At 59.4% G+C, this 9414-nt stretch carries 13 protein-coding genes; 5 read left to right on the top strand and 8 right to left on the bottom strand.

What is annotated here, in order from left to right:
• Window positions 1–297: 297 nt before the first annotated feature.
• Together BLX41_RS00105 and BLX41_RS00100 are read right to left on the bottom strand one after the other, a co-directional pair.
• A complete protein-coding gene (locus BLX41_RS00105) occupies window positions 298–756 on the bottom strand; it encodes a hypothetical protein (RefSeq protein ID WP_123723268.1) in 459 nt (152 codons plus the stop codon).
• A gap of 32 nt (window positions 757–788) precedes the next feature.
• Window positions 789–1157 carry an antibiotic biosynthesis monooxygenase family protein gene (locus tag BLX41_RS00100; protein ID WP_102880282.1) on the bottom strand — a complete coding sequence of 123 codons (369 nt, stop codon included), beginning with the start codon at window positions 1155–1157 and terminating at the stop codon, window positions 789–791.
• A 133-nt stretch (window positions 1158–1290) separates the two neighbouring features.
• On the opposite strand from BLX41_RS00100, the gene BLX41_RS00095 reads away from it, so the two are divergent.
• Window positions 1291–1719 carry a MarR family winged helix-turn-helix transcriptional regulator gene (locus tag BLX41_RS00095; protein WP_123473652.1) on the top strand — a complete coding sequence of 143 codons (429 nt, stop codon included), beginning with the start codon at window positions 1291–1293 and terminating at the stop codon, window positions 1717–1719.
• A gap of 180 nt (window positions 1720–1899) precedes the next feature.
• Here the strand turns inward: BLX41_RS00095 and BLX41_RS00090 are convergent, their stop codons facing one another.
• Both BLX41_RS00090 and BLX41_RS00085 read right to left on the bottom strand, forming a co-directional pair.
• Entirely contained in the window at window positions 1900–2301 is a 402-nt protein-coding gene (locus tag BLX41_RS00090; protein WP_123723267.1) for a type II toxin-antitoxin system HicB family antitoxin, read from the bottom strand.
• 38 nt (window positions 2302–2339) lie between these two features.
• Window positions 2340–2522, bottom strand: coding sequence for a type II toxin-antitoxin system HicA family toxin (locus BLX41_RS00085; protein WP_123723269.1), 183 nt, complete (start codon window positions 2520–2522; stop codon window positions 2340–2342).
• A gap of 272 nt (window positions 2523–2794) precedes the next feature.
• Between BLX41_RS00085 and BLX41_RS00080 the strand changes: the two genes are divergently transcribed.
• Window positions 2795–3349 carry a hypothetical protein gene (locus BLX41_RS00080; protein WP_123723266.1) on the top strand — a complete coding sequence of 185 codons (555 nt, stop codon included), beginning with the start codon at window positions 2795–2797 and terminating at the stop codon, window positions 3347–3349.
• 233 nt (window positions 3350–3582) lie between these two features.
• On the opposite strand, the gene BLX41_RS00075 is transcribed toward BLX41_RS00080, so the two are convergent.
• The 3 genes from BLX41_RS00075 to BLX41_RS00065 are packed head-to-tail and all read right to left on the bottom strand — an operon-like array spanning window position 3583 to window position 5106.
• On the bottom strand, window positions 3583–4014 hold the full coding sequence (locus BLX41_RS00075; RefSeq protein ID WP_123723265.1) for a carboxymuconolactone decarboxylase family protein: 432 nt from the start codon (window positions 4012–4014) through the stop codon (window positions 3583–3585).
• A gap of 28 nt (window positions 4015–4042) precedes the next feature.
• On the bottom strand, window positions 4043–4663 hold the full coding sequence (locus BLX41_RS00070; RefSeq protein ID WP_123723264.1) for an FMN-dependent NADH-azoreductase: 621 nt from the start codon (window positions 4661–4663) through the stop codon (window positions 4043–4045).
• Window positions 4660–5106: a GNAT family N-acetyltransferase gene (locus tag BLX41_RS00065; protein WP_123723263.1), complete on the bottom strand. Its 447-nt coding sequence runs from the start codon at window positions 5104–5106 to the stop codon at window positions 4660–4662. Before BLX41_RS00065 ends, BLX41_RS00070 begins: the two co-directional genes overlap by 4 nt.
• A gap of 87 nt (window positions 5107–5193) precedes the next feature.
• Here BLX41_RS00065 and pdxR point away from each other — a divergent pair, with 87 nt between their 5' ends.
• The 3 genes from pdxR to BLX41_RS00055 all read left to right on the top strand — a co-directional run bounded on the left by pdxR (window position 5194) and on the right by BLX41_RS00055 (window position 8640).
• On the top strand, window positions 5194–6597 hold the full coding sequence (gene pdxR, locus BLX41_RS00060; RefSeq protein WP_123723262.1) for a MocR-like pyridoxine biosynthesis transcription factor PdxR: 1404 nt from the start codon (window positions 5194–5196) through the stop codon (window positions 6595–6597).
• Window positions 6598–7348: 751 nt separating this feature from the next.
• Window positions 7349–7693, top strand: coding sequence for a hypothetical protein (locus tag BLX41_RS33295; RefSeq protein WP_148059666.1), 345 nt, complete (start codon window positions 7349–7351; stop codon window positions 7691–7693).
• A gap of 176 nt (window positions 7694–7869) precedes the next feature.
• Window positions 7870–8640 (top strand): enterotoxin A family protein, encoded by a 771-nt coding sequence (locus BLX41_RS00055; RefSeq protein WP_123723261.1) that lies wholly within the window; start codon window positions 7870–7872, stop codon window positions 8638–8640.
• Between the two features lie 66 nt (window positions 8641–8706).
• Here the strand turns inward: BLX41_RS00055 and BLX41_RS00050 are convergent, their stop codons facing one another.
• Window positions 8707–9108, bottom strand: a complete 402-nt coding sequence (locus BLX41_RS00050) for a type II toxin-antitoxin system HicB family antitoxin (RefSeq protein WP_123723260.1) — start codon at window positions 9106–9108, stop codon at window positions 8707–8709.
• Between the last annotated feature and the right edge of the window lie 306 nt (window positions 9109–9414).

Raw genomic sequence — 9414 nt, 5'->3', positions numbered from 1 at the left:
CCCTGCCGGGTTACCCACGGCTCAATGCCTGCGTTCGGCCATCGTGGTTAACGGGGCGCTCAGATCAAGATCAAAATCAAGAGCGCGACGGCGGCCTGCCGGCCGGCCTGGAGCTGGGGCGGTGTGTAGCGTCCCCCCGTGTAGGAGCTGGCTTGCCAGCGAAGGCGTCCGCCCAGGCGACGCATGACTTACGGGCCTCTTCGCCGGCAAGCCGGCTCCTACAGCCAGATGTGTGGTGGTTGGGCCTCCGTAGGAACTGGCTTGCCAGCGAAGGCGTTGGCCCAGGCAATGCATGGCTTACAGGCCCTGAGGCATGGCCCTCTGCAACTGTCCGCTTAGACGCAAACCATCACGTACGTTCAACCCCATCAATGTGAGGTTGCAGGCTCCGGCGATCAGTTCGATGACCTGCACCAGGTAAAAAACCGTGTCGAAGCTGCCTGCCGATGCCCACCGGTTGAGTGCAATTGCGCAGGGCACGAGCACCAACAGGCCATTGGCGGCAATGAAGGGCATGCGTTTTTTCTTCGAGGCGATCAGGCGGCCCTGTCGTGCCCGGCTCAGCCCCATGCCGCTGGCTCCCGCCACTGCCATCGCCGGGATCAGCACCCAGAGCCCAGGGCTCACGATCAGGTGTTTGAGCTGAGCGATCGAATGTCGGGTTCCCATGCTTTCCACCAGCAGGGTCGAGACAAAGAACGTGGCGATGCACAACAGGGCCAGCAGGCTGGCAGTGAGGTGGAGTCGTTTGAGCATGGGGCGCTCTCCGTCAGTCAATGGGGCTGTGTTCAAGCCGTGCAGATGTTCGGCACGGCTACCTTGGTGAACAGATGGGGCATGGCCAGGGCGCTTGAGGGGTAACGGCCCAGGGCGTTGGCGAAGTCCGGGTGATTGAAGGCTTCGCGAAAACGCTCCACCGACTCCCATACGGCGTAGTTCAGGAACATGCAGCTGCCACCGATGGCCTGGTGGAGCTGCGTGGAAATGTAACCGGCCCGCTGTTTCATCCAGTTGGCATCCAGCTCCCAGGCACGCAGAAGCTCGGGTATATCGTCCTCGTCGACGCTGAACAGGTTGACCAGCACCACCGGTGACTCGCTGCACTGGAGTTGCTGATGAATGGGAACTACAGGATCAAGCGGGCGAATGGACAACATGACGGTCTCCAGTATGTAAGCATGATGACAATGTGGTGCGATGGATAAAAAACTAGTTTGATTGACATCATGGTGTCAATGTGGAAAAGTTCGCGGCATGAAAAAACCAAACCACACCCCCGCTGGACGCGCCATGACCGATCTGGTCCTCGAGCTCTTTCGAGCCAGTGCGCGCATGCTCACCGCAGGCGATCGCCTGGTGGCTGAGATAGGTCTCACCAGTGCCCGCTGGCAGCTCCTTGGCACGATCGTCGCTGCCGATCGGGCGCAGCCCGTCTCGTGGATTGCCCGCGACATGGGTGCGAATCGGCAGAATGTTCAGCGGATCGTCAACGATCTGGTGAAGGATGGCCTGCTGGAATTTCAGCCGAACCCTCACCATCGCCGGGCGCAGTTGGTGGTGCTGACGGAGGCTGGAAAGGCGGTATTCGATCAGGCATTGAAGCTTCAAGCGCCCTGGATCAACGAGCTAGCGCAGGGGCTGGATGTCGATGAGATTCAGACTACCCACCGCGTGCTGAACCAGCTGCGCAACCGACTAGAGCAAGACCAGGGCGAATGAGCCGGGCCGGCCTGAACACGAGGAACTCCCCCCTCGGTAGGCGCTGGCTTGCCAGCGAAGCTCGCCAACGATGACGCGCAATCAGCGAATCAATGCGGCGCCAGCGAGTGTTTTGCAAGCCAGCGTGTGCCTGCCCGGACGTGTTCCGGCGCTCGCTCTGTTGCACGCTTGAATCTGTGTTTAGCGCGCGAGCTTTTCCATTGCTGCATCGGCCAGAAAGGACGACCGGCTCTTGATGTCGTGCTCGCGGACAAAGCGGTCGATCTGCTGAATCACATACCCCGGCAAGGTCACGTTGACCTTCTCGGTCTTGCCCAGGTAAGGCGTGATGTCGATCTCCAGCATGCCCCAGCCCATGCCCGCAAAATCAGGGTGGGTGCGGAGCTTGCCGGTGGCAGAGGGCAGGGGAATGGCCTGCCCGGCGCGGGCCCGTTCTTCGAGCATGACGTGGGCAATCTCGATGGCGGCGCTGTAGGCAGCCTCGAAGGTGTCACCGGCGGTGACCGCGCCGGGAATGTCAGGAATCTGGATGCCGGTGGCAGTGTGCTCGTCGCCCCACTCGATGCAGATGGGATATTGCACGGGGATCTCCTCAAAACAGGTGCAAAGAATGATGGGAGCTAAAGCAGCCCGGCCAGTTTCCTGATGGCCCTGACCGTTTCCCGTGGCAGATCCTTCTTCGGCTGAGGCACTGGAACGGTGTAGGGCCTGTAGGGATGCTGGAACAGATGATGGCTGCCAGTGACTCGCTCCAGCACCCATCCCGCGGCTTCAAGCTCCTTGATCAACCGTCTGCTTTGCACCTCCATTTCCTGGTCGGGGTGAGCGGTACTTTATAACTCCAGGCGCATGATGGCGCCGGTTGAATTGTGTGTCGGGAGTTATGTATCAAGGGGTGTCGTTGAGCAGGGCCCGGTGTGATGGGCTTGTCGCAGGTGACATAAAGGCCCCCTCGGTTTTTCATGGACGTTGCACGGCCGTCCATAGCACTATTGCGGCGGATTTTCAGTTACCCGTCTCTCTCCGTCGAAGGCCGCTCCATCGACGGCCCCTTGCCAAGGAAGTCATCAGATCCATGACCGTCAGCGAACTGCTTGCCGCCATTCGTAAACCCTATGTCGAAACCCTGGCGCGTATCGCCGCAGAAGGGGCCGCGCATGTCGAGCCCGCTTACCGCAACAGCGATGGTTCGCTGGCGGTTGAAGGGGCCATGGCCACGCCCTGCCGGGTGGATGTGATTGCGGCCGAGGGCGCTTCGGCCGGCGAGCCGGTGCAGGTCGATTCCGAAACCGAGCTGGGCTTTGAGCCTGTGCGCTTTGCGATTGAGCAGATGGCGGTGGTGATCTCGCCCTTTGGCTGGGACTGGTTGCCCCTGGAGGTGCGGGGCTTGAGCCTGGAACAGGCCTCTGAGGTTATTCGCACCTGGTTCTTTGAGTGGTTCGATGGCGAAGACGAGAATTCGCCGACTGAAGAAGGGCTGCAAGGGGTGCTGCACTTTGTGTCGGACCCGGAGGCCACGGCGGAGGGGTACAGGGTCAAGATTGACCTCGGCTCGGCGCCCGAAGAAGCGCTGGAAGCACTGCTGTTTGCATTGGCCGATGCCGGCGCCAGCGGAGCTTTTCTCGCATAGAGCAGGGGGAGGCCCCGAGCCGACCCGATATCGCTTCCCCTGTAGGAGCTGGCTTGCCAGCGAAGCTCGCCAACGAAGACGCGGAGCCACCTTCTTACCGCGTGCACCTGGGGGCGGGTGGCGGCCAACCCGGCATCCTGCCGGGTTGGCCACGGCTCAATGCCTGCCTTCGACCCTCCTGTCCGCAGGGGCAGGAAGATCAACAGCCAACACCGCCAACGATGGCCTCGCTCTCAGAGCTTCATGCCCACCGCCAGTCGGTTGAAGGCATTCATCAAGGACACGGCCAAGGTCAGGTCGGAAATTTCAACCTCGCTAAAGTGCGCTTTCAGCGGTTCGTACAGCTCGTCCGGCGCGCCCTTGTCGTGGACGTAGGTGAGGGTTTCGGTCCAGGCCAGCGCGGCGCGCTCGCGTTCGCTGAACAGTTCGCTGACGCGCCAGCCGGCCAGGCAATCCAGCTTGTCTTGCGCCACGCCACACTCGCGCAGGGTCTGTGAGTGCTTGCCCAGGCAGAACGAGCAGCCGTTGATCTGCGACACGCGCAAAAACACCAGTTCCACCAGGGGCAAGCCCAGCGGGCTTGCGACCAGGGCGGTGTTGGTGGCGAGCAGGCCTTGATAGGCGGCCGGCGACAAAGTGGCAAAGGGCAGTCTGAGTTGGCTCATGGTGAAACTCCGGTGTAGAAAAAAGTGATCAAGCACAAACAAGAGGGTTGAACAGTGGATTGGAGGACAGTGCGCTGCGGGCTTCTTCGACCGTTGCACGCACGGCCTCGTCACCGAACACCAACCCTTGCAGATAAGTGAACTGCAGATCGAACAGGCCGAGGGTGTTCAGCACCTGGCGCAGGTAAGGCGTGAGAAAGTCCGGTTGGCGTGCCCGCTCGCCCTGGTGAAAGCCGCCGGAACTGACCAGCACATGCACCGGGCGGTCCTTGAGCAGGCCGACCTTGCCTTCCGGGCCGGAACTGAAGGTGCGGTGAATGCGCAGCACGTAGTCGATCCACAGCTTGAGCGCGGCCGGCAGGGTGAAGTTGTGCATGGGCGTGGCAATGAGCAGGGCATCGCTGCGCTCCAACTCGCCGATCAGCCCCTCGGACACCTCGAACAGTGGCGCGTCGAAGGGCGTGGGGGTGGTCAGGGCGTGGGCGTAGTCCATGCCCAGGGGCGGCAACGGATTGGCCCCCAGATCGCGCTCGACCAGTTCCAGGTGCGGATAGCGTTGGCGCAGGGAGCTCACCAGTTCCAGTGCCAACTGGTTGCCATGGGAAACCTGGCCACGGGGGCTGGCGTTGATCAGTAGAAGGTTGTTCATGCCGGCTCCCCACCTTGAAGTCGTTGAGTGAAATGCATGCCACGGGCCAGCAGCCCCTGGCGGAAATAGAAGCGCTGGGCCAGGGGCATATGCAGGCCGGTATCCAGGACAAAGTGATCGCATTGACGCTGCACGGCCTCATCACGCACGGCGCTCAACAGCCGCGCACCCAAGCCGCTGCGCTGAAGGTCCGGGCTCACGACCAGGTCATCAACGTAGATGAAGCGCCCGTAGAGCAGGTTTTCCAGCTCGCGGTAGCCCGCCAGGCCGACGATGCGCTCAGCGTCCCACGCGGCAAGCAAGCGGTAGCCCTGTTCGGCCTGCCGTGCCCATTGGGCGACATAGGCCGCCGGGCTGGTGAGGTGGGGGCGCAAGACACGCATCAAGTCGAAACTGGCCGCCAGGGCCGCTTCGCTTTCGAGGTGTTGAAGGGTGTAGGGCATGTCCGTCATCCGCTGAAAAGAGATGACCCACTTTAGAAGGTCAATGGCTTAAGCTACAGGGCCAAAAAATGCATAAATGACTAGGCCATGATCCTTCCTTTCGAATTGGACCGCAGCCAGACGGCGCCGATCTATCGCCAGCTTTACCAGCGGTTTCGCGAGTCCATCGCCGATGGCCGCCTGCGTCCGGGGGACCGAGTGCCGGCGGTTCGCGCCCTGGCGGCGGAACTCAACCTGGCGCGGGGCACCGTGGAAGCGGCCTACCAGTTGCTGATAGGCGAGGGCTACCTGACTGCTCGCGGGGCCGCCGGGACCATTGTCACGCCGCAACTGGCACCGGTTTCGGCGCCCACGCAGCGCGCCCCAGTGGCCCCCACGACCTACCAGGCCACCCATGCCGGCACCTCGCCCCTGGCCCTGCAAATGGGCCTGCCAGCGCTGGATGCCTTTCCGCGCAAGCTCTGGACCCGCCTGGCGGGCCGGCAACTGCGCCAGGCGGGCGTCGAAGGCCTGGTCTACCCGGACGCGCGCGGCTACGCCCCGTTGCGGGCGGCCATTGCCTCCTACCTGGGGATTTCCCGGGGCATCAGTTGCCACCCGGAGCAGATTTTCGTCTGCGCCGGCTACCGCGCCTGCCTCGACCTGATCAGCCACACGCTGATGCGCCCGGGCGCCACCTGCTGGCTGGAAGAACCCGGCTACTTCATGGCCAGGAACACCCTGCTGGAAGCCGGCGCACAACTGGTGCCGGTGCCCGTGGACGATCAGGGCCTGGACGTCGCCCAAGGCATCGCCCGCGCCCCAGAGGCCGGCTTTGCCGTGGTCACCCCGACCCACCAGAGCCCGCTGGGGGTGTCGCTGTCCCTGCCGCGGCGCCTGGCCCTGCTGGACTGGGCCAACCGCCAAGGCAGCTGGATCATCGAGGACGACTACGACAGCGAATACCGCTACCAGGGCAAGCCCTTGCCGGCCCTCAAGAGCCTCGACCAGCAGGGCCGCGTGCTCTACACCGGCACCTTCAGCAAAGTCCTGTTTCCGGGGCTGCGCCTGGCCTACCTGGTGGTGCCCGCCGAACAGACCCCAGCGTTCGCCCGCCAGGCGGATCGTTTGCACAACCACTGCCCGCACCTGCTGCAGGCGACCGTCGCGGCCTTTCTCAACGAGGGGCACTTTGCCCGGCACCTGAATAAAATGCGCGGCCTGTATGCGCGTCGGCGGCAATGGCTGGTGGAGGCGTTGCACCAGGCGTTGGGTGGGCGTTTGCAGATAGACCCGCAGGCCGGGGGCATGCATGTGGTGGCTGGGCTGGGGGAGGGGGACGATGTGCAGATTGCCCGGCGGGCTCGGGGGGAGGGGATTGCGGTGGAGCCGTTGTCGCAGTGGTATCTGGGGGGCGAGGTTAGGCAGGGGTTGGTGATGGGGTTCACCAACGTTGTCAGTGCCGAGCAGGCGGCGAGTGTGGCGGTGCGGTTGGCTCGGGCCATTGGCTGAAAAGCGGGGCTACGGCCGCTGAGGCTGGAGTCTTCCCTGTGGCAGCCCCCGCCATTTGGCAGGCCACAACCCCTGTGGCGAAGGCTGAAGGGCCAGACCAAAACCTGTAGCCGCTGTCGAGCGCAGCGAGGCTGCGCACGAGGACGCAGTCCTCGCCAAACCTGCCGATGCTTTTCACCTGGCTGCATACGGTTCTGTGGACATATCCGTTGCTGCGGTCACGGCTGCTTAGGGTTCCGCTCTTACAGCGGGTCACTTTGGAGATCCGGAATGCCGGCCAACCTTCGCGGCCAAACGAGTGCCGCGCGATCCCTTCACGTGATAACTATCTTGAGTATTCCCGAGCACCGGCTTGCGCTCCATCCATTTGATTACTATTCAAAAAATCTAAGCAGGCTCTCAGGGAGTCGATTTGGAAGAACGCCGTTTTGCTAGATGTTGTGATGACGGGCTGTGGCCCTGTTTTTCTGGACACTATCACAAGCTGGAAAGTTCTTTCTTTAATGGGGGCGATATAATTATTTCGTAAATGGTCTAGTCCCGGTTCAGGTGAGCGAACTATCAATGTGCAGCCAGGAGTAGCTGGATGCAGTTGTGCTGTAGTTGAGTGTGCGTTCATGTAAGGGCTTCGATTTATAGTATTTAAATAACTGCTCAGAAGCCTGCGATAGTGTGTGCTGATTCTACGAAAGTCCTGAATGTGGTAGGTCTAAATCTACCATTCTATATATTTTTGTGAGAGGTAATAAAGATGAAAGCTCCCAGGTTTGTATTTTTTCTAATTGCATTTTTTGGGCTGGTTAATGGGGGTGTTGCGGTCGCAGCTCCTGAAAACTGCCCGTTAGGTAGTTACTCGGGCGTGCATTTACGATATGTAGGGTATCGTGAAAGTGATGGTTATATTACATTTGCCGTTAAAGAAGACAATGGTCAGCTGAAGTCCAGTAAAGAGTACTGGTTGTCCAACTATAAAATGGATAACTCCTGGGCGAAGGCCACATACTCCGGAGCTTTGACTGCGCTCATGGCCGGCTCTTCGCTTTGGATTAATTGCTCTGGGAAAGCCTTGGATCAGCTTTATATATATGCATACTAGAATGTCTCGCGCCTTAACGCAGGAGCTGGTCGGCATGGCACCAAGATGGTCCTTTGAAGACTTCTGGTTGTAAAGTAGTCGATGTATTGCTGTTGCGTTGGCAAGAGTGTCACTACCATGGAAGGGCTTAAGCATTCTCCATTAATGTGTGAGTGTCTTTATGTGGGTGAGTAAATATGTGTAAGGTCCGATTTTTTGTCTTCCCTTTACTGGTGTTGGTTTCATTTTTTTCGATGGCAGATAATCTCCCTAATGTCTATCGTGCGGTAGGTCTATTGGATACTCCTGCTGCTACAAAAAAAGCCGGGGGTTTTTTCCCAAAAGGGATGGATGGTTCTCGGCCGAATCAGCCGCCGCCAAATATAAATTTGTGGAATCACACTAATGGTGCTGAAACAGGATTGGCTAGATATGATTCTGGATATGTGGCTACAACGACTTTAAGAGGTGCTGCGCTGGATTGGTTAGGTACCCATTTGGGGAATAATGGTTACATATACCACATAAGGCCAACTCCGAATTTTATCGATGTTAACAATACGTTATTAAGATATTCGCCACATCCTGCAGAGCATGAGGCTGCCTCACTGGGGATGATTCACTGGGATCAAATTGTGGGTTGGGAGCGGGTTGAATACGGCAGAGTTCATCCTTTTGAAAATAATCGAGACTACAACGCTCAGCGATATGGCGGAATAGTGCAGGGGATACCAAACGTTCAACCCCAGCTTGCTGGGTTTCCCGCTGGTCACGTTGCATGGCAACGAGAACCCTGGGTTGCTTTTGCTAATTGCACATCGACGTCTAGCTCTGCCTATGCGTTAAGTACTAGTTCTTCCTGCTCCCCTAAAGAGAGTTCCGAGAGTTATGGGGAAGAATTTTTTTACAAACAAAATATTGGTCGATGGCTTCCTGCAGCTATTTCGCCCTTGCTTCTAGACAACTGATTGGTATGCCTTGGAGGCCCAGCATCATGAATAGGTGGTCTGGACTTCATCGACCTAGAGCCGCTTTCAGCGCCCGAGTTTTTCCATCGCGGCATCCGCAAGAAAGGACGACCGGCTCTTGATGTTGTGCTCGCGGACAAATCGGTCGATTTGCTGGATGACATAACCCGGCAGGGTCACGTTGACCTTCTCGGTCTTGCCCAGGTAAGGCGCGATATCGATATCCAGCATGCCCCAGCCCATGCCCTCGAAATCGGGGTTGGCGCGGTGCTTGCGGGTGGGAGAGGGCAGGGGAATGGTGTGCCCCGCTCGGGCCAGCTCTTCGAGCATGACGTGGGCAATCTCGATGGCCGCGCTATAGGCGCTCTCGAAGCTGTCGCCCGCGGTGACAGCACCGGGAATGTCGGGAATCTGAATGCCGGTGGCGGTGTGTTCGTCGCCCCATTCGATGCAGATGGGATAGTGCATGGGGATTTCCTCAATAGATGAAGGCTGAAGGACTAGATCAGTCCAGCCAGTTTCCTGATGGCCCTGACCGTCGAAACCTGTAGCCGCTGTCGAGCGCAGCGAGGACGCAGTTCTCGCCAAACCTGTCGATGCTTTTCACCTGGCTGCATACGGTTCTGTGGACATATCCGTTGCTGCGGTTACGGCCACTTATGGTTTCGCTTTTACAGCGACTCACTTTTGAAAAGCGCAAAAGTAAGCAAAACGCTCTGCCCCTCCACTCGGTGCCTCGCCTAGGCTCGGCATGCCCTCACTCCGGCATTGATC

This window comes from Pseudomonas protegens (genome assembly GCF_003732485.1).
GTDB classification, from domain to species: Bacteria; Pseudomonadota; Gammaproteobacteria; order Pseudomonadales; family Pseudomonadaceae; genus Aquipseudomonas; species Aquipseudomonas protegens_B.
The sequence above is the reverse complement of the archived record's forward strand: the minus strand, read 5'-3'. Positions and strand labels throughout refer to the sequence as shown.

Bases quoted from the DNA above. Each gene is read 5' to 3' on its own strand.
- BLX41_RS00055 (WP_123723261.1), top strand. From the start codon at position 7,870: ATGTGTAAGGTCCGATTTTTTGTCTTCCCTTTACTGGTGTTGGTTTCA.
- BLX41_RS00050 (WP_123723260.1), bottom strand. From the start codon at position 9,108: ATGCACTATCCCATCTGCATCGAATGGGGCGACGAACACACCGCCACC.
- BLX41_RS00070 (WP_123723264.1), bottom strand. From the start codon at position 4,663: ATGAACAACCTTCTACTGATCAACGCCAGCCCCCGTGGCCAGGTTTCC.
- BLX41_RS00080 (WP_123723266.1), top strand. From the start codon at position 2,795: ATGACCGTCAGCGAACTGCTTGCCGCCATTCGTAAACCCTATGTCGAA.
- pdxR (WP_123723262.1), top strand. From the start codon at position 5,194: ATGATCCTTCCTTTCGAATTGGACCGCAGCCAGACGGCGCCGATCTAT.
- BLX41_RS00065 (WP_123723263.1), bottom strand. From the start codon at position 5,106: ATGCCCTACACCCTTCAACACCTCGAAAGCGAAGCGGCCCTGGCGGCC.
- BLX41_RS00075 (WP_123723265.1), bottom strand. From the start codon at position 4,014: ATGAGCCAACTCAGACTGCCCTTTGCCACTTTGTCGCCGGCCGCCTAT.
- BLX41_RS00100 (WP_102880282.1), bottom strand. From the start codon at position 1,157: ATGTTGTCCATTCGCCCGCTTGATCCTGTAGTTCCCATTCATCAGCAA.
- BLX41_RS00105 (WP_123723268.1), bottom strand. From the start codon at position 756: ATGCTCAAACGACTCCACCTCACTGCCAGCCTGCTGGCCCTGTTGTGC.
- BLX41_RS00095 (WP_123473652.1), top strand. From the start codon at position 1,291: ATGACCGATCTGGTCCTCGAGCTCTTTCGAGCCAGTGCGCGCATGCTC.
- BLX41_RS33295 (WP_148059666.1), top strand. From the start codon at position 7,349: ATGAAAGCTCCCAGGTTTGTATTTTTTCTAATTGCATTTTTTGGGCTG.